Raw genomic sequence first — 19105 nt, 5'->3', positions numbered from 1 at the left:
GGCTAATGAAAACGTCCGTGTATGGATAGTAAGCGGATCTATTGTAAATTTGGTCGTTTACAATTTCTGGTTTAATCACAACATTGATTTGCTGGAGCGGGTAACGGGAATCGAACCCGTAACTGAAGCTTGGGAAGCTTTCGTGATACCTTTTCACCATACCCGCGTCGCGCTTTCATAATCTGAGTTTTCCTGCTCTGCAATGGCGATTGTCAAAAATCAGTGATGCCACAATGTGGCACATTGGCATTGGTAAGAACACTGTGATAGTGCGCTATCAAACGGGGATATCTACGTTTATTTTTTTCATGGATTGGTGATGATGGATTGGTCAAATATTTTACGCGAATTTATCACGCTTTTGGTGGTGATCGACCCGATTGGTTCAATCCCTGTATTTTTATTTGCCACCATGGGTGTGCCCAGTGCCTTGCATCGTCGATTTGCGATCCGCGCGGTTGTCGTGGCGACCGCTGTGTTGCTGTTGTTCTTGATTGGTGGGCAATTGGTGCTGGAATCTTTGGGGCTGCGGCTTGGTTCGTTTCAAATTGCGGGTGGGATAGTGTTGTTCATGTTTGCCATGACGATGATTTTTGGTGAATCCAAACCCATGCGCGAAATTGAAGAGGCCGAACGTGATCATCTGGCGGGGGCGGTGTTTCCATTGGCGATGCCATCCATTGCATCACCCGGGGCGATGTTGGCGGTGGTCATCTTGACTGACAACCATGAAAATCCAATTTCAGATCAATTGGTTACGGCAGGTTTGTTAATCCTCGTTCTGGCCATTACGTTGATCGTTTTGTTGTTCGCCACCCGCAGCCAGAAATTTCTGGGCGCAACAGGGGCCAGTGTGATTAGCCGCGTAATGGGGCTGGTTTTGGCCACGGTTGCGGTGGATGCGGTGCTGGGCGGGTTTGAATCGTTGGGGGTTTTAAATATCGTCGAAACCACGCCGGAAGTCTCTCAATAGCTAGCCGCGCCGACGACGGCGGCGTCCACCACCTGTATCACCACTACCTGCGTTGAAGTTTACATCTGGCAATGTCACCACTTCGGCCAAGATCGGGAAGGGTTCGACACTATTGGGGATGGCGGATGCATTAACAAAATGTTCTTGGAAACGCGGTTCGATTGCGGTTTCGATTTTGTGAATATTGCGCACCACAGATTCAATATCACGTCGCGCATCGGTGTTGAGCAGCGCAATGCGTGCACCAGTGCCCGCTGCGTTGCCAGCAGATGTCACCTTGGCAATTTCACAATCTGGGATCATACCCAATACCATGGCGTGTTTGGGGCTGATATGCGCACCAAATGCACCTGCCAACACGATGCGATCCACTTGATTAACCTCAAATTTATCCATCAACAGACGTGCACCAGAATAAAGTGCCGCCTTGGCCATTTGAATTTCGCGAATGTCGCGGTTTGTCACCGTAATCAGCGGGCCGCCATCCGCCGTGCCGTCAAAGACGCGATATGAATATGTGCGCCCATCTTGGAAACAGCGATCGGTGCCGGTTTGTTCGGGGGAGCCGATCAAACCTGCCTGATCGACAATGCCAGCGATGCGCATTTCTGCAACCATTTCAATGATGCCCGATCCGCAAATCCCCGTGATACCTGATGATAGAATTGCGGTATCAAAACCGTCTTCATCCGACCAAATATCGGATCCGATCACGCGAAAACGCGGTTCTTTGGTAATGGGATCAATTTCGACGCGTTCAATCGCACCAGGTGCGGCGCGTTGGCCGCTGGAAATTTGCGCGCCTTCAAATGCGGGGCCAGTGGGGGATGAACAGGCCAGAACACGGGTTTTATCACCCAGTAAAATCTCCGCATTCGTACCCACATCCACAACCAACACCAGATCATCCGATGTATTGGGCGATTCCGATAATGCCACGGCCGCGGCATCCGCCCCGACGTGCCCCGCAATACAGGGCAGAATATAAATCCGCGCCGCAGGATGGATTTTCAGATCGAGGTTTTTCGCGCGTGTTGATACCGCATCCGATGTGGCGAGCGCAAAGGGCGCTTGTCCCAGTTCGAACGGATCAATGCCCAAAAACAGATGGTGCATCACAGGGTTACATACAAATACCGCATCCAATATCAAGGCAGGGTCGATTTCAGCCTCTGCCGCGATTTGGGTGAACAGGGCGTTCATGCCTTCGCGCACCGCACGGGTCATTTCAACCGCGCCACCTTCGTTCATCATGGAATATGAAACGCGGCTCATCAAATCTTCGCCAAAGCGGATTTGGGGATTCATGATGCCGTTGCTGGCAACCACTTCGCCGGTTTGTAAATCGCACAGATGCGCGGCAATGGTGGTGGAACCCAGATCAACGGCCATGCCGTAAACGGAACCGTCGTAATATCCCGACCAAACCTGAACAATGCGTGGGCTGACGTAATCATCACCCAAATGCACGGCACATGTAACCTTCCAGTCACCTTTGCGCAGGGCGGATTGCAGCGTGGCATAGATTGAAAAATCGGCTTCTAATTCGGGTAAATCCCAATCCTTGCGCAACGCCGCGACAAGGCGTTCCAAATCACCCGATGGTTCATGCATGTCGGGTTGTTCCACCTCGACGTAAAACAATTTTGTCGATGGATTGACGATAATGTCGCGTGCTTCGGCGCGTTTGCGCACAACCTGTTTGTGCACCTGACTTTCGGGGGGGACATCGACCACGATGTTGCCTTGAACCGTCGCCTGACATCCCAATCGCCGCCCATCAATCATGCCGCGTTTAGATTTGTAACGTTCCTCGACGCTGTTCCATTCGGATAATGCGTCGGGGGCAACTGTGAGACCATGTTTAGAAAATTCACCATATGATGGTGTGATTTGACATTTGGAACAAATCCCACGCCCGCCACAAACAGAATCCAGATCAACCCCCAATTGGCGCGCCGCCGTGAGGATTGGTGTCCCAACGGGGAAATTGCCGCGTTTGCCTGATGGGGTGAAAATAACCAGTGGGTTTTTATCGTCGCTCATGGGGCTGCCTTTGTGTTCATTGCAAACCTTCTAGGCTGCTATTTGACCACAGGCAAGACGGCGCAATGCATCGCTTGCGCCGTTTTGATGTCTATATTCGCCACAGTGACATATTTCACCTAGGCCAATGCCAAAAGCGCATCCAGATCAAGCCGTTCGGTGACCATTTGCAATTGCCCATCGCCGTCACGTGGCCATTCATTGCGTGGTCGATCCCAGTATAGTTCAACACCGTTTTCATCGGGATCGCGCAGGTATAATGCCTCTGATACACCGTGATCGGATACGCCATCCAATTGATATCCATGATCCAACAATCGTTTTAAAATTTGCGCCAAATCTTTGCGTGTTGGATAAAGAAGAGCCAAATGAAATAAGCCTGCCGAACGTTTGGGCGCGGCGGGTTGATCGCGGCTGAACCATGTGTTCAATGCGATGTGGTGGTGATACCCGCCAGCCGATAAAAATACCGCGTCATCACCGAGGCGCGTTGTAATTTCAAAGCCAAGCAAGTTTTGATAAAACGCTAGCGCGCGGTCAATATTGGCAACCTTTAGGTGAACGTGGCCAACTGTGGTTTTGGCGGGAATTTGATAGGTATCTGCCATGTGAAAACTCCTTTGTTCACATGATCCATACATCCAAAGACGTACCGTTCAATAAAAACCAGATAAACAGATTGTTTCGATATGATATACGCCAATAAAAAACCGGCGCCTGATGCAAGCGCCGGTTTTAACAATTTCGTATTCAATCGGGTGTTAACCCCGACGACGGCCGCGGCCTGCACGACGACCACGTGCGCCTGCTTCGGGGGCGCCGCCAGTGTCAATTTTGTTAAACTTGATCCATTCGGCACCATTGGCGTCTTGGTCGATCAGGAAATTGGCGGCACGGATGGCTTCCATTTCTTTGCCAGGAGTATATTTGGTTGAACCCATACCGGTAAGTTTTGCGAGCATTTCTGGATCGATATCATCGGGTACGATAATGCCAGCGGCGGCGAGTTCATCCAATTTTGCTTGGATTTTTTTCGGGCCAACCGGGATTTGAACGGGGTTCATGATCGCCGATGTCATGCCTGCGGTCATCGCCATTGGCAAAAACGCGTTATTCACGCCGTGGCGGTTTGGCAGGCCGAATGAAATGTTCGATGCACCACAGGTCGTGTTCACACCCAATTCTTCACGCAATTTTCGCACCAATGCGAAAACCTGATTGCCCGCAGACCCCATCGCGCCAATTGGCATGACCAGCGGATCAACCACGATGTCATGGGCAGGGATGCCATAATCGGCGGCGTGTTCTACGATTTTTTTCGCGACAGCAAAGCGGACCTCTGGGTCCTCTGAAATACCTGTTTCATCGTTGGAAATGGCCACAACGGGAACGTTGTATTTTTTCACCAATGGCAAAACCTTTTCCAGATTTTCCAGCTCCCCCGTCACGGAATTCACCAAAGGGCGGCCATTGCATGCCTCTAGTCCTGCTTCAAGTGCGGCGGGAACCGAGCTGTCGATACAAATCGGGGTATCCACGGTGTTTTGAACCAATTCCACCAGTTGGCGCATGAGCGGTGGTTCGACAAAGTTGTTATCGGCATAACGCACGTCTTCGGCCATTTTATTGCTGAACACGGCACCCGAATTTACATCCAAAATCCCAGCACCCGCCATTGTTTGTGCAATCGCATCGCGTTCCACGGATGAAAAATCGCCTGCTTCGAGTTCGGCGTTCAAAATTTTGCGCCCCGTAGGGTTGATCCGTTCGCCAATCACACAAAACGGTTGATCAAAACCGATAATTGAAGTTCTGGTTTTGCTCTCGACAATAGTGCGTGTCATGTAAATTCCTTTAGGATTGAACGGCGGGAACGCCTGATGCGCCGCCGTGGGTCATGGCCCAAGTTGCATTCGTTTTAATCCCGCCAAGCGGGAAAAAATGCACCTGTGCAATGTTGAAATCTGGGTTTGCGGCCTTGTGATCGGCCAATTCGGTGATGATGTCGTTGGGTTCAAACGGTAACATCAATTTGGTCACATCCTTGGCGCGGCGTTGCAATACACGCAGGCTTGGCCCCACGCCACAGGCAATGGCGAATTTCACCATTGTTTGCAATTTCGCAGGACCCGCAATGCCGATATGAACAGGAATATCAATGCCTTGGGCGACAAGGTTGTTGGCCCATTCAATCACCGGTTCGCTTTCAAAACAAAATTGTGTGGCGATGGCCATTTTCGCATGGGTGCGTTTGGAAAATTCCTGTTTCCAAGACAATGCCGCATCAACGTTTTTGCGTGTGCCATCGGGATCAATATCGCGGTTGCCCTCTGGGTGGCCTGCAACGTGCAAATTGGTGAAACCTGCACGATCAAACAGACCTGTTTCCAGCAATTGCATGGATGTTTCAAAATCGCCCTGTGGTGCGTCCAAACCACCCGCGAGCAATAGCGCCTGTTTTACACCAGCCTCATTCGCATAGCGCGAAATCCAGTTTTCCAGCGTTGCGCGATCCTTGATGATACGCGCAGGAAAATGGGGCATAACATCGTAACCCTCATCGGTAATACGTTTGGCGGTTTCCACCATGTCATCAATCGGGGTGCCATCAATATGAGCGATGTAAACGCGCGTACCAGATGGGAGCAGGGCGCGAAAATCCTCCACCTTGGCGGCGGTGCGCGGCATGACCTCAATCGAGTAGCCTTGCAGAAATGATTCCACATTTGGATTGACAGAATCCGTCACCATTTTTGGTTTGAGATTGAACAATGACATGGCCTTACCCACCCTTGAAAGAAACGATTTACGCCCAGCCGTCATTGGCAATCAGCGCTTTTATTTTTTCCTGATCAAACGCTTTATCCAGCATTTCAGCTTGGTCTTTTGCGACTTGATCTTGATCGCCTTCGACGTCGAACGGTTCGCCCTTGCGCCATTCCGCCAAATAGGCATCCGTATCCTGTGCGCCGATTTTCATCGCGCAACGGTCAATCGCCTGTTCGAAACGTTCGGGCAATTGCACCTTGGCGCCGCGCCGCCCTTTGCCCACGATGACCTGAGCAGGGATATCGCGCCAATATACGATTGTGACTGATGGCATGTTCAACCTCTTTTGCGTTTTTAGTTTCTGTAGCGGGTGATGCAGTCTTAACAGGTGCGGTTTTCGACTTCACTGCTAAAAGAAACGACGAAAATGGTAATCTTGCATAAAGGATATTTGATTCATTCATTATGATTGCTTGATTAGGGGCGCTTTGGCGCGTAACATTTACGTAACCTAGGGATATAAAATGTCACAAAACGCCTCTGATAAGGTCATCGCGTTCCCGAATGCTGGGAATCAGACCGCGGGGGTGGCGCAAGAAACGGAATTATTTGGTGCCTTGGATTTGGGCACGAACAGTTGCAGAATGTTAATTGCACACCCACGTGGTGAACATTTCGAAGTTGTCGATGCGTTTTCCAAACCTGTCTATTTGGGGGCAGGGTTGGAAAAAACAGGCAAGCTTTCGACCAAAGCGATCCACCGCACGATGGACGCATTACATGTCTGTGCCAAAAAGTTACGCCATCATAATGTTCAAAACGCACGTTTGATTGCGACGGCATCCTGTCGTCAGGCCAGCAATGGGCGCGATTTTGTAAAACGCGTGTTTCGTCAAACGGGGTTGCGTCTTGAAATTATCAAACCCGAAGAAGAAGCCCGCCTTGCCGCGATTGGCTGTGCTGCGCATCTGCGCCGTGGCACCGAACAGGTTTTGGTGATTGATATTGGTGGTGGGTCGACCGAATTGGTCTGGCTGGATCTGGCCGATGTGGAACCAAAGATGCGCCGCGCCGCAATGATGGGGTTGCGCAGCAATTTGAAAAAACCACGCACTGGCACACCGTTTGATGGGGTCAAGGTTGTCGATTGGATTTCCGTTCCCTTTGGTGTGACAACATTGCGAGATCAATTTTCCGATGTGGATGGCGACAAGGATCGTTATGCGATGATGTCGTGGTATTTCGAAGAATACATCGCCCAATTTGGCCCCGTAATGGAAAGCAATGAACAGGATTTTTTGCAAAATTTCCAAATTATCGGCACATCGGGCACGGTGACAACAATCGCATCCACGCATTTGCGATTGCCCCGCTATGATCGTGATCTGGTGGATGGACAAGCGATGAGCGCGATGCAAGTCGATGCCGAAGTGGATCGTTATTTACAGCTTGGCCCCAAGGGGCGCGAATGCGAACCCTGTATCGGGCGCAACCGCAAGGATTTGATCATGTCGGGCGCCGCAATCCTACAAGCGATTTTACGGGTCTGGTCCACCGATACACTAACAATCGCCGATCGGGGCCTGCGCGAAGGTTTATTATATTCACAGATGGTCAAAGCGGGCCATTTGAAGTAGAGCGTGAATCATGTCGAATGAAAAAAACACATCTGGGCGCGGTCAACGCGATTTGCGCGTGCGCGTCAAAACCGCAAAGGGGCGGCGTTTGTCGTCCAAACTTTGGCTAGAACGTCAATTAAACGATCCTTATGTGCAGCGCGCACAAAAGGATGGTTATCGTGGTCGTGCGGCCTATAAGATTTTGGAATTAGACGATAAATTCCGTTTCTTAGTACCTGGTGCACGTGTTGTTGATCTGGGTTGTGCACCCGGTGGTTGGTGTCAGGTTGCCGTGCCACGTGTCAATGCATTGGGTGATAAAAAAGGCAAAAAAATTGGCACGATTTTGGGTGTTGATCTGCAAGAGGTTGATCCGATCCCGGGCTGTGAATTGCACGTTTTGGATTTTTTGGACGAAGGCGCGGATAACAAGGTGAAAGAATGGCTTGGCGGGAATGCCGATGTTGTGATGTCCGATATGGCCGCGGCCAGTTCGGGGCACAAACAAACCGATCACTTGCGTATCATGAACCTGTGCGAGGCTGCAGCCTATTTCGCATTTGATGTGCTGGACGAGGGCGGCACATTCGTGGCCAAGGTTCTGGCCGGTGGTGCCGAGGGTGATTTGCAAAAACTGTTGAAACAAAAATTCACCAAGGTAGCCAACGTGAAACCCCCCGCAAGCCGTTCAGACAGTTCTGAAAAATTCGTGGTGGCAACGGGTTTTCGCGGTTAAAACAAGCGGGCGAAAAATACCGCACTCATGGTAAACCCAATGATTGCGATAATGGCGCGGATTGCCGATTTTGGTAACATTCGCGCCAGTGGTGCACCCAAATATCCCCCGATGGTGGATGCAATCATCATCACAATCGCCGATTGCCACGCGATCAAACCCGATAGAGCAAACACACCAACAGATATAGCCGACAGGGCAAATGAAAGCCCGTTTTTCAACCCGTTCATCTGATGGATATTCTGCATTCCCCACATGGCGAAAAGCGCCAACAAAACGATGCCTAAACCCCCATTGAAATAACCGCCATAAATACTCACCAAAAACAAACCAAATGCACCATATGGCGTGACCGATTTGGATTTTTGGGCCAGAGCCGCGCGAATGCGATCGCCAAACAAAAACACCAATGTCGCCGCCAAAAGCAGAAACGGCACAATCACGCTAAATGCGCGATTGGATGACACCAATAATAACAGTGCGCCAACCACGCCCCCTGCTAGGGTAATCAGGGTAAGGCGGATCAATTGTGCACGATCAAAATTGCGCAATTCTGCGCGAAAACCAAATGCACTGCTCAGATAACCTGGGAAAACCGCAACCGCGCTTGTGGCATTTGCCATCACGGGTGGAATGCCGATCATGACAAGTGCAGGAAAGGTTAAAAACGTACCACCCCCCGCAATCGCATTTAAAACACCAGCACCAAAACCCGCCAGAATTACCAAAATAATATCAGCCATTTACCCCCCATTTGAATTTCAACAAAACCCTAGCGTGAAATTTTCGCCCCATCCAGTGGCAATGCACATGGCGCATTCTTTGAATGCCTTTCGTGCAAAAACTTTGCTCAAATTCACACAATTCGTATGACAGAGGGAATTTACCCTTTCCTTTTGCGCTGCACCATGAGATAGAGCGGCGGCAATACCGATAACTCTTGGAGATACCCAATGGAGATTCGTGAGGCACTCACCTTTGACGACGTTTTGCTGGTTCCTGGCGCATCTACTGTGCTGCCATCTGATGCGGATGTTCGCACGCAAGTAACCAAATCCATCAGCATGAATATTCCGATCCTATCCTCGGCGATGGACACGGTGACAGAGGCCAAAATGGCCATTGCCATGGCACAGGCAGGCGGGATCGGTGTGATCCACCGCAACCTAAGCGAAAAACAACAATCCGATGCGGTGCGTCGTGTGAAACGGTTTGTATCTGGTACGGTTTACAACCCGATTACGCTCACGCCCGATCAAACCTTGGCGGATGCGAAAAAGCTGGCGGAAAAATACCGTATCACTGGATTTCCAGTGGTCGATGGCGATGGCCGTGTTCAGGGTATTCTAACAAACCGCGATATGCGATTTGTATCGGACGATAACACGCCCGTTTCGGTGATGATGACCACAGATAATCTTGCGATTGTACAGGAGCCGACAAATCTGGATGATGCGCGCAGCCTGATGCATTCACGCCGCATTGAAAAACTGCTGGTGGTGAACAAAGACAATGAATTGACGGGTTTGCTGACGATCAAGGATTTGGAACAGGCGGTTTTGAACCCACAAGCGTGCAAAGATGAATTGGGTCGTCTGCGTGTTGCCGCAGCATCCACCGTGGGTGATGCGGGTTTTGCACGTTCAGAAAAATTGATTAATGCAGGTCTTGATCTTTTGGTGATTGATACCGCGCATGGCCATTCCATTTCTGTGGCGCAAACCGTTGAAAAGATTAAAAAACAATATCCCAACATTCAAATCGTTGCGGGGAATGTTGCGACAAGTGATGCGACCAAGGCATTGATTGATGCGGGTGCGGATGCGGTCAAGGTTGGCATTGGCCCCGGTTCCATTTGCACGACGCGCATTGTTGCGGGTGTTGGTGTGCCACAGCTCAGCGCGATCAGCGATAGCGCAAAAGCAGCAGCATCCACAAATACACCCATCATCGCCGATGGCGGCATCAAATTTTCGGGCGATTTCGCCAAGGCGATTGCGGCGGGCGCAAGCTGTGCCATGGTTGGTTCCATGCTTGCCGGCACAGACGAGGCACCTGGCGAAGTGATCTTGTACCAAGGGCGTTCATTCAAATCGTACCGCGGCATGGGGTCTGTTGGTGCAATGGCACGCGGCTCTGCCGATCGGTATTTCCAAAAAGAAGCCAGCAGCGACAAATTGGTGCCCGAAGGCATCGAAGGCCAAGTGCCATACAAAGGCCAAGCGGGCGCTGTTTTGCATCAAATGGTTGGCGGGTTGCGTGCGGCAATGGGTTACACGGGCTGTGCCACGGTTGATGACATGCGCAAAAATTGCAAATTCGTGAAAATCAGTGGTGCAGGGCTAAAAGAAAGCCATGTCCATGATGTGCAGATCACCCGTGAATCCCCGAATTATCGGATTGGCTAGTGACACCTGCTGCGCGATACGCCTCTGCGATTGACATTCTGGATCAGATTTTTGACGGCGCGAGCGCTGAAAAAACGCTGACAAATTGGGCGCGCAAAAACCGATTTGCGGGGTCCAAGGATCGCGCCGCTTTGCGTGACATTGTATTTGATTGTTTGCGGTGCAAGCGGTCATATCAACATCGCGCGGGGCAAACGGGCGGGCGCGGCGTTGTTTTAGGGCATTTGCTTGATAACGATTTGAAACCACAAGATATTTTTTGTGGTGAGGGATATGCTCCCGATACGTTAAGCGAAACTGAAATAGGCGCGATTTGCTCAACGCCCAGCGATGATATCGCAACACGCTACAATATCCCCGATTGGATTTTGCCCGAATTGCAAAATAGCCTTGGGGAAGGGTTGATTAATAACCTTGTGGAAATGCAATCGCGTGCACCAATTGATTTGCGGGTTAATGTCGCAAAAACGAATGTTGATGCGATGCGCGATGCGCTCTTGCTGGACGATCTTGCAACCACGCCAGTTGAAGGTGTGAAAACCGCGCTGCGCTTGTCCAAACAAACCCGAAAAATTCCACAAACGGAATCTTATAAAAACGGTCTGATTGAATTACAGGATGCAGGCTCGCAACAGGTGGTTCTGGATTTACCGCTGGAACATGCAACATCCGTTCTGGATTATTGTGCCGGCGGTGGGGGTAAATCGCTGGCCATCGCGGCGATGTCGCCAAGCCTTGCGATTGATGCATTTGACAAACATTCAAATCGTCTGGCCGATCTCATTAACCGAGCGGCGCGTGCGCAAGCATCTGTGAATGTGTTGGAACAAGACCCTGTTTCGTTGGGTAAATCCTATGATTTGGTTGTCTTGGACGTGCCTTGTTCTGGTACAGGGGCGTGGCGGCGCAATCCTGATGGGAAATGGAAATTAACCAGCCAAGAGCTGGATGACATCATTGGCACGCAGTCAGAGATATTGCGTAACGCACCAATCCTTGTGAAATCGGGGGGGCGTATCGCCTATATCACCTGTTCGCTATTGGATGTTGAAAACAGCGCACAGATTGCTGAATTTTTGGTAAAGAATTCGGAATTTACACTGGAATTTGAACGCAAATATCATCTGACGGGCGCTGGCGATGGGTTTTATCTGGCGGTTCTTAAAAAGGTTCAAAATAAGGGTGAATTTTAAGGGTTGTTAACCTTTGGTTTACCTTTTCGCTATTTGATATCTTGATGAAATCCAAGCTTTTGTCAGAAAATTTGATCCGCCGTAACAGCGTAAACAATTGGTTTACGTTCAATACGTCCATCATCTTGATTTTGGGGCTATGCACGGTTGGCTTGCAATTAATGCTACCAAGGTCGCTTTCATTCCTGATCGCAATGGCAAGTGTAAGCACATTTGGCTTGGTGTTTTTCTTAACGGGGCAGGTGGGTTCGGATGCAATTGAAGCGCTCACGAAAAAACGTGTGTTGCAACGCATTTCACCCTCAAAACTGTTTCAACGCAAACGCGCGGCGATCCCGGCGCATTTATTACCCAAAAAGATCAACAAATTCGAACTTTTGGATAATTTGCCAATCGCGCTTGTGACCATAGATACAGCGGGTGAAACGACACGTTGCAATACCGCGGCGAAAGAGCTGTTGGGGTGTTCAGAAAATGAAACCCCATTGTTTTCAGAACTGACCCAAGGCTTGGGCCGATCGGTATCTCAATGGCTTGCTGCAGAACAACGCAATGAATGCGCAAGCAAGCCGCAAATATTGAAAGTAAAACGCGCAAATAACGATGTGTTTGTGCAGGTGACGCTGGCCAAAATCGGCGGGAACGAATTGCTTGCGGTTTTAAGCGATGCAACGGAACTGAAAACGCTGGAAGCACAATTTGTGCAAAGCCAAAAAATGCAAGCCATTGGTCAATTGGCGGGCGGTGTCGCCCATGATTTCAACAATCTATTAACCGCTATATCGGGGTATTGTGATCTGTTGAAATTGCGCCATGACAAAGGTGACGCGAGCTATAACGATTTGGAACAAATTGGAAATAATGCCAATCGTGCGGCGGCGTTGGTTGGTCAATTGCTCGCGTTTTCACGCAAGCAAACATTGCAACCCAAAAAGGTACAGGTAAACGATATCCTTGCGGATTTGACACATCTGTTAAATCGTCTGGTCGGTGAAACGATCAAGCTTCATCTGGAACAGGATAAATCGCTCCCCTTGGCGTATGTTGACGGGCGCCAAATGGAACAAGTGATTTTGAATTTGGTCGTAAACGCGCGCGATGCGATGCCAAAAGGCGGAAATATTTGGGTGCGTAGCAAATCCATAACATATTCCCAAAATCACAAACGTGATAAAGTCGACATCGTAAAAGGCGAATATGTTTGTATCGAAGTCGAAGACGAGGGTGTTGGAATTTCACAGGAAAACCAATCCAAAATTTTCGAACCATTCTTTAGCACCAAAAAAGTTGGCGAGGGCACGGGGCTTGGGCTTTCCACAGTTTATGGCATTGTGAAACAAACGGGCGGTTACATTTTCGTTGAAAACGGCGATCACTACGGCGCCAAATTCACCGTTTTATTACCCGTCGCACAACCCGCCACAGTTTCCGAAGATTTGTCGGCCGAGAAACCCGTCGTTCACGCCAAAGGTTTGTCAGGTGCGCTTGCACTTTTGGTCGAAGACGAAGACCCCGTTCGCGCCTTTGCCACCCGCGCATTGGAATTACAGGGTGTCAATGTGGTTGCGGCGCGTTCTGGCGAAGAAGCCATTGAATTGGTCAAAAAACATTGTGATCAGATTGATGTGATCATTTCTGATGTCATCATGCCAGGTTTGAATGGCCCAGAATGGCTTCGAAAGGCGCGCAAAGACTGTGCCAAGGCCAAGGTTATTTTCATGTCAGGATATGCCGAAGAGGTATTTGAAGATAAGAATAATACAACAGAGGATTACGATTTTCTTGCCAAACCATTTTCGCTGCAGGCTTTGGTGGAAATGGTTTCTAAATCACTTTCTTGATTTAGGTTGATAGGGTTTCATAAAGATCAAAATCCGCTTTGCGCTTTGCTTGCAGCTCTTTTAACAATGTCGGGCTGATTTTTAAATCCATTTGGGGTGATACGTTGTTGCGCTCAAGCGTAATTTTTTGATCCAGAACGGATTCCAAAAATGAAACGGCTTGTTGCATTTCCTCGTAACGGAATAAATCTGTCACACCCAAATCGCCATTTTGAAGAGTCAAAAAACGATGTTGCGAGCCAAGATTGGCATAATCAGGACGATCATCTCCCAAATATTCTTGGACGAATTGATTGAAATCGACCAAGGCCGTGCTGGTAGATCGTCCCAGATTTTCGGGGCGTTGACGATAACGATACCAGCTTTTTAACCAATCCAATGGCTCGCGCATTAACGCCATTTTAATCAAGGGTGCAGGCGCGTGTTTTAGAACATAAGGTTCCAAGAACCGGTTAAAACGTTGTGGCCGAATGTGTTTAATCGCTGGATTATGGCGCAACGATATATCTGCACGCGGTTCAATTTGGCGTTCAATCGCAGTTGTTCCTGTTTTTGGTACTGCAAAAAAGACAAGTGATTTGCTTATAAAAATCTGCATTTTGAATGCCTTACGAACTATTTCGAACCTATTTACCATTTATAAACAATCATTGCGCACAGTCGATAGATAAAGTTTTACTTGAAATGTTCTCTTTTTGGTCTCATAGATAAACAATAGAACAAGAAGCGAACACAGGTGCAGATTGCGCATTGCAATTTGCTCGTAAAAAAGGGAATAGTTATGGGAACACCACTTTTAGATCTGGGCGAAAGACGAGCAATGGATAAACAAAAAGCGTTAGAATCTGCACTGGGCCAAATCGAACGACAGTTCGGCAAAGGTTCAATCATGAAATTGGGCGATGACAACGCGCGTATGGATATCGAGGCGACATCAACAGGTTCAATCGGGCTTGATATCGCACTTGGTATCGGCGGTTTGCCCAAGGGACGGATCATCGAAATTTATGGGCCGGAAAGTTCTGGTAAAACCACGCTAACGCTTCATGCGATTGCCGAGGAACAGAAAAAAGGCGGGATTTGTGCATTCGTGGATGCGGAACACGCACTTGACCCATCTTATGCGAAAAAACTGGGCGTTGATATTGATGAATTGTTAATTTCACAGCCCGACGCGGGTGAACAAGCGCTGGAAATTGCCGATACATTGGTCCGTTCGGGCGCGGTGTCTTTGGTTGTTGTTGACTCGGTTGCCGCATTGACTCCACGTGCAGAACTCGAAGGGGACATGGGCGATCATCAGGTTGGCGCACAGGCACGTTTGATGTCACAAGCGATGCGTAAATTGACAGGTTCAATTTCAAAATCTGGCTGTATGGTGATTTTCATTAACCAAATTCGGATGAAAATCGGCGTGATGTTTGGTTCCCCTGAAACGACGTCTGGTGGTAATGCGCTAAAATTTTATTCCTCTGTGCGCCTTGATATCCGCCGCATCGGCGCGATCAAAGATCGTGACGAGGTTGTGGGCAATCAAACCCGCGTGAAAATCGTGAAAAACAAAACAGCGCCTCCGTTCAAGCAGGTTGAATTTGACATCATGTATGGTGAAGGCATTTCCAAACGTGGCGAGCTGATTGATTTGGGTGTTAAGCTTGGCTTTGTCGAAAAATCAGGAAGCTGGTTTTCATACGGTGATCAACGCATCGGGCAGGGGCGTGAAAACGCCAAGACATTTATGAAAGATAACCCACAAGTTGCGTGGGAAATCGAAGATAAGATCCGCGCGGCCAATGGTTTGGATTTTGATATGCCCAAACCCGAAATCGAGGCGGTGAAAAAGGCCGATGCCGACGAAGTGTTAGAGGGTTAATTCAACCTTTTGCAATCCAATGAAAGGGCTGTGTTGCGCACAGCCCTTTTTCGTGTCTAATTGTTTTTATGAAACATATTACACATGATGAATTGATGGCACGCCTGCCAGATATTTTGGACGCACCAAAAGATCACGTAAAAATCGAAACGCTATGTCTGCGACCTGATTATGGTGAGCGTGATTTTGTTGATGAAATCACCCTTACGGTTGATCGCGGCATTCCGGGCGAACGCTGGGAAACCGCACCTTGGATGAAATTGGATGACGGTTCCCCTGATCCACGCATTCAGGTGTCTATCCTTGGCAAGCGCATATTGGATGCGGTTTGGACGGATCGCGAAAATACACCCCATCCGGGTGACACGATTATCGCAGATTTGGATTGTTCGCATGAAAATCTGCCGGTGGGGCAGCGTTTGAAAATTGGAAGTGCGATAGTAGAGGTCAGCGGTGTTTTCAACGACGCTTGCGTCAAATGGAAAGTGCGCTACGGCGTTGATGCGAAAAACTTTATCACCATCCCCGAACATATCCCGTATCGATTGCGTGGAATTTTATGCCGTGTGGTCCAAGATGGCGTTGTGCGAAAAAACGACATTATTACCAAGGTATAACCCACAGAAACGCAAGTCCTGTGGACAGGGGTCAATGGCTGCGCTAAACCGCTTGAAACAACATCTACATGGGTAAGTTATGGCCAGCCTCAACGACATTCGCAGCACATTTCTGGAGTTTTTCCAATCAAACGATCACCGTGTGGTGGACAGCTCGCCGCTGATCCCGCGCAATGACCCGACTTTGATGTTTGTCAATTCAGGAATGGTTCAATTCAAAAACCTGTTCACTGGCCAAGAAACCCGCGATTACCAACGTGCAACCACCGCGCAAAAATGTGTGCGCGCGGGTGGTAAGCACAACGATTTGGATAACGTCGGATACACTGCACGCCACCATACGTTTTTCGAAATGATGGGCAATTTTTCGTTTGGGGATTATTTTAAGGAACAAGCCATTCCGCTGGCTTGGGATTTGATCACCAAGGAATTTGGTATCCCAAAAGAAAAGCTTTACGTCACTGTGTATCACACCGATGACGAGGCTGCGAATATTTGGAAAAAATACGCAGGCCTGCCCGATGATCGCATTATTCGCATCGCAACGGATGACAATTTTTGGCGCATGGGTCCAACGGGGCCATGTGGGCCATGTACCGAGATTTTTTATGATCACGGCGATCATATCTGGGGTGGACCACCCGGATCACCAGAAGAAGACGGCGATCGTTTCATCGAAATCTGGAACGTCGTTTTCATGCAAAACGAACAATTCGCCGATGGATCAATGAAACCACTGGATATGCAATCCATTGATACGGGCATGGGATTGGAACGTATGGCGGCCCTGTTGCAAGGCAGCCATGATAATTACGATACCGATCTGATGCGTGATTTGATCGAAGCATCGGCGCATGCAACGCATGTTGATCCTTACGGTGATCAAAATGTGCATCACCGCGTGATTGCCGATCATCTGCGATCCACTTCATTTTTGATTGCCGATGGTGTTTTGCCATCAAACGAGGGGCGCGGATATGTTTTGCGCCGCATCATGCGCCGTGCGATGCGCCATGCTCATCTGTTGGGTGCCAAGGATCCGGTGATGCATCAGTTGGTGCCAGCTTTGGTAAAACAAATGGGACAGGCATATCCTGAACTGACCCAAGGCCAAGCCTTGATTGAAGAAACGCTTTTGCTGGAAGAAACCCGTTTCAAAACCACGTTGGATCGTGGTTTGAAATTGCTGGACGATGAAACGGCTGGCATGGACAAGGGTGCGTCATTGGCGGGTGAAACGGCGTTCAAATTGTATGACACATATGGTTTCCCGCTTGATTTGACCCAAGACGCATTGCGCGAAAAAGGGATCGAGGTTGATACCGCTGGTTTTGATGCCGCGATGGATGAACAAAAGGCCAAAGCACGCGCCGCATGGGCAGGGTCGGGTGATGCAGCCGATGAAACCGTGTGGTTTGATATTGCGCAGGACAAAGGCACAACCGAATTTTTGGGCTACGACACCGAAACCGCAGAGGGGCAGATCGTGGCCATCGTCAAAAATGGCGCATCTGTGGATAGCGCAGCCAAGGGCGACACGGTGGAAATCGTGTTAAACCAAACACCGTTTTATGCGGAATCGGGTGGTCAGGTTGGCGATCAGGGCGTTTTAAAAACGGACAATGGCACAGTGGAAATCACCGATACGCGCAAAAAGGCTGGCGTATTTGTGCATATGGGCAAGATCACAGATGGCAATGTAAGCGCCACTGATGCCGCCGAACTTATCGTTGATCACGCACGTCGCAGCGCCATTCGTGCAAATCATTCGGTGACACACCTGTTACACGAAGCATTGCGCGGCGCATTGGGTGATCACGTGGCACAGCGCGGATCATTGAATGCGGCGGATCGGATGCGTTTTGATTTTTCTCACACCAAGGCGATGACGCCCTATCAATTGGCGCAAGTCGAGGATGAGGTGAACGCCTATATCCGCCAAAACGCACCCGTGGAAACACGGATCATGACGCCCGATGATGCACGTGCATTGGGCGCACAAGCGTTGTTTGGCGAAAAATATGGCGACGAGGTCCGCGTGGTGTCAATGGGCATAGAGGATGGTTCGGGCAAGGGCATGGACAAAAACACATATAGCCTTGAACTGTGCGGCGGTACGCATGTGGCGCGCACAGGGCAAATCGGCCTGTTTGTTCTGACGGGCGAGGCGGCATCGGCATCTGGCGTGCGTCGGATCGAAGGATTAACGGGGCAGGCCGCGTTGGATTATGTGCGTGGACAATCCCAGTCATTGAACCAAGTTGCAACCACGCTGAAAGCACAGCCAAACGATATCGCACCGCGTGTGGCGGCATTATTGGACGAGCGTAAATTGATGCAAAATGAAATTGCAGAACTGCGCAAAGCGGTGGCAATGGTTGGTTCGGGTGATGCGCAAAATGCACGTGAAATCAACGGTGTACCGTTCTTTGCTCAGGTGCTAAACGATGTGCCGGGCAAAGATTTGCGCGGGTTGATTGACGAACATAAAAACCGTCTTGGTTCCGCTGCAATTTTGTTGATTTCAGATGCAGGTGGCAAGGCGGCGGTGGCCGCAGGTGTTACCGATGACTTAACCGCAAAAATTTCCGCCGTTGATATGGTCAAGGCCGCAGCGGGTGAATTGGGCGGCAAAGGTGGCGGTGGCCGCCCCGATATGGCACAGGCCGGTGGTGCAAGTGCCGCAAATGCAGACCAAGCGGTGGAAGCCGTCGAAAAATTATTGGAGAATTAATATGCCAGCAGCTTATTGTATGGTGCAAATCAATGTGCACAACGCCGAAGAATACGCAAAATACGCCGAATTGGCGGGACCAGCGGTTGCAAAATTTGGCGGTGAGTTTTTGGCACGCGGTGGACGTTGTGTAACCAAAGAGGGGCCAGAACAATTGCGCAATGTGATTGTGAAATTCCCAGATTACGATACGGCTGTGGAGTTTTACGACAGCCCAGAATATGTCGAGGCTCTGAACTTTGCCTTGGCAGAGGGTGTTTCAACCCGCAATTATACGATTGTTGAGGGTGTATAAC

17 protein-coding genes and 1 tRNA gene are annotated in these 19105 nt (G+C 49.6%); 10 read left to right on the top strand and 8 right to left on the bottom strand.

Translation table 11 applies throughout. The features are described from left to right. Positions 1-92 precede the first annotated feature (92 nt). Positions 93-166 (bottom strand) — tRNA-Gly (locus BFP76_RS11020). Between the two features lie 153 nt (positions 167-319). Here BFP76_RS11020 and BFP76_RS11015 point away from each other — a divergent pair. Then, positions 320-973 carry a MarC family protein gene (locus tag BFP76_RS11015; RefSeq protein WP_099593598.1) on the top strand — a complete coding sequence of 218 codons (654 nt, stop codon included), beginning with the start codon at positions 320-322 and terminating at the stop codon, positions 971-973. Here the strand turns inward: BFP76_RS11015 and BFP76_RS11010 are convergent, their stop codons facing one another. The 5 genes from BFP76_RS11010 to BFP76_RS10990 all read right to left on the bottom strand — a co-directional run bounded on the left by BFP76_RS11010 (position 974) and on the right by BFP76_RS10990 (position 6122). Beyond that, positions 974-3019 carry an ASKHA domain-containing protein gene (locus tag BFP76_RS11010; RefSeq protein WP_099593596.1) on the bottom strand — a complete coding sequence of 682 codons (2046 nt, stop codon included), beginning with the start codon at positions 3017-3019 and terminating at the stop codon, positions 974-976. A 119-nt stretch (positions 3020-3138) separates the two neighbouring features. Next, the gene (locus BFP76_RS11005) at positions 3139-3627 is read right to left on the bottom strand and encodes a VOC family protein (RefSeq protein ID WP_099593594.1); all 489 of its coding nucleotides are present in this window, start codon (positions 3625-3627) and stop codon (positions 3139-3141) included. 153 nt (positions 3628-3780) lie between these two features. After that, complete coding sequence (locus BFP76_RS11000) at positions 3781-4863, bottom strand: dihydropteroate synthase (RefSeq protein WP_099593592.1); 1083 nt, start codon at positions 4861-4863, stop codon at positions 3781-3783. 10 nt (positions 4864-4873) lie between these two features. Beyond that, positions 4874-5797, bottom strand: coding sequence for a methylenetetrahydrofolate reductase (locus BFP76_RS10995; RefSeq protein WP_099593591.1), 924 nt, complete (start codon positions 5795-5797; stop codon positions 4874-4876). Between the two features lie 28 nt (positions 5798-5825). Further along, the gene (locus tag BFP76_RS10990; RefSeq protein WP_099593589.1) at positions 5826-6122 is read right to left on the bottom strand and encodes a virulence factor; all 297 of its coding nucleotides are present in this window, start codon (positions 6120-6122) and stop codon (positions 5826-5828) included. 190 nt (positions 6123-6312) lie between these two features. Here BFP76_RS10990 and BFP76_RS10985 point away from each other — a divergent pair, with 190 nt between their 5' ends. Both BFP76_RS10985 and BFP76_RS10980 read left to right on the top strand, forming a co-directional pair. Then, positions 6313-7425: a Ppx/GppA phosphatase family protein gene (locus tag BFP76_RS10985; RefSeq protein ID WP_099593587.1), complete on the top strand. Its 1113-nt coding sequence runs from the start codon at positions 6313-6315 to the stop codon at positions 7423-7425. A 10-nt stretch (positions 7426-7435) separates the two neighbouring features. Further along, positions 7436-8143, top strand: a complete 708-nt coding sequence (locus tag BFP76_RS10980; RefSeq protein ID WP_099593585.1) for an RlmE family RNA methyltransferase — start codon at positions 7436-7438, stop codon at positions 8141-8143. Here BFP76_RS10980 and BFP76_RS10975 read toward each other — a convergent pair. Then, positions 8140-8886: a sulfite exporter TauE/SafE family protein gene (locus BFP76_RS10975; protein ID WP_099593584.1), complete on the bottom strand. Its 747-nt coding sequence runs from the start codon at positions 8884-8886 to the stop codon at positions 8140-8142. The genes BFP76_RS10980 and BFP76_RS10975 overlap by 4 nt on opposite strands. 210 nt (positions 8887-9096) lie before the next feature. Here BFP76_RS10975 and guaB point away from each other — a divergent pair, with 210 nt between their 5' ends. From guaB to BFP76_RS10960, 3 genes are read left to right on the top strand one after another with little or no spacing between them, the layout of a single operon-like run. Next, a complete protein-coding gene (gene guaB, locus BFP76_RS10970; protein WP_099593582.1) occupies positions 9097-10551 on the top strand; it encodes an IMP dehydrogenase in 1455 nt (484 codons plus the stop codon). Further along, the gene (locus BFP76_RS10965; RefSeq protein ID WP_099593580.1) at positions 10551-11744 is read left to right on the top strand and encodes an RsmB/NOP family class I SAM-dependent RNA methyltransferase; all 1194 of its coding nucleotides are present in this window, start codon (positions 10551-10553) and stop codon (positions 11742-11744) included. Before guaB ends, BFP76_RS10965 begins: the two co-directional genes overlap by 1 nt. Positions 11745-11788: 44 nt before the next feature. Next, on the top strand, positions 11789-13585 hold the full coding sequence (locus BFP76_RS10960; RefSeq protein ID WP_099593578.1) for a hybrid sensor histidine kinase/response regulator: 1797 nt from the start codon (positions 11789-11791) through the stop codon (positions 13583-13585). Between the two features lies 1 nt (position 13586). On the opposite strand, the gene BFP76_RS10955 is transcribed toward BFP76_RS10960, so the two are convergent. Next, the gene (locus BFP76_RS10955) at positions 13587-14183 is read right to left on the bottom strand and encodes a gamma-glutamyl kinase (RefSeq protein WP_099593576.1); all 597 of its coding nucleotides are present in this window, start codon (positions 14181-14183) and stop codon (positions 13587-13589) included. Between the two features lie 183 nt (positions 14184-14366). On the opposite strand from BFP76_RS10955, the gene recA reads away from it, so the two are divergent. From recA to BFP76_RS10935, 4 genes are all read left to right on the top strand, one after another. Further along, on the top strand, positions 14367-15458 hold the full coding sequence (gene recA / locus BFP76_RS10950; RefSeq protein WP_099593574.1) for a recombinase RecA: 1092 nt from the start codon (positions 14367-14369) through the stop codon (positions 15456-15458). A gap of 68 nt (positions 15459-15526) precedes the next feature. Continuing rightward, positions 15527-16075: an MOSC domain-containing protein gene (locus tag BFP76_RS10945; protein ID WP_099593572.1), complete on the top strand. Its 549-nt coding sequence runs from the start codon at positions 15527-15529 to the stop codon at positions 16073-16075. A 79-nt stretch (positions 16076-16154) separates the two neighbouring features. Next, a complete protein-coding gene (gene alaS / locus BFP76_RS10940) occupies positions 16155-18809 on the top strand; it encodes an alanine--tRNA ligase (protein WP_099593571.1) in 2655 nt (884 codons plus the stop codon). A 1-nt stretch (position 18810) separates the two neighbouring features. Beyond that, positions 18811-19104: a DUF1330 domain-containing protein gene (locus BFP76_RS10935; RefSeq protein ID WP_099593569.1), complete on the top strand. Its 294-nt coding sequence runs from the start codon at positions 18811-18813 to the stop codon at positions 19102-19104. Position 19105: the final 1 nt, after the last annotated feature.

It is taken from the genome of Paramylibacter kogurei (assembly GCF_002742285.1).
GTDB classification, from domain to species: domain Bacteria; phylum Pseudomonadota; class Alphaproteobacteria; order Rhodobacterales; family Rhodobacteraceae; genus Amylibacter; species Amylibacter kogurei.
This window is presented reverse-complemented; position numbering and strand designations above follow the sequence as displayed.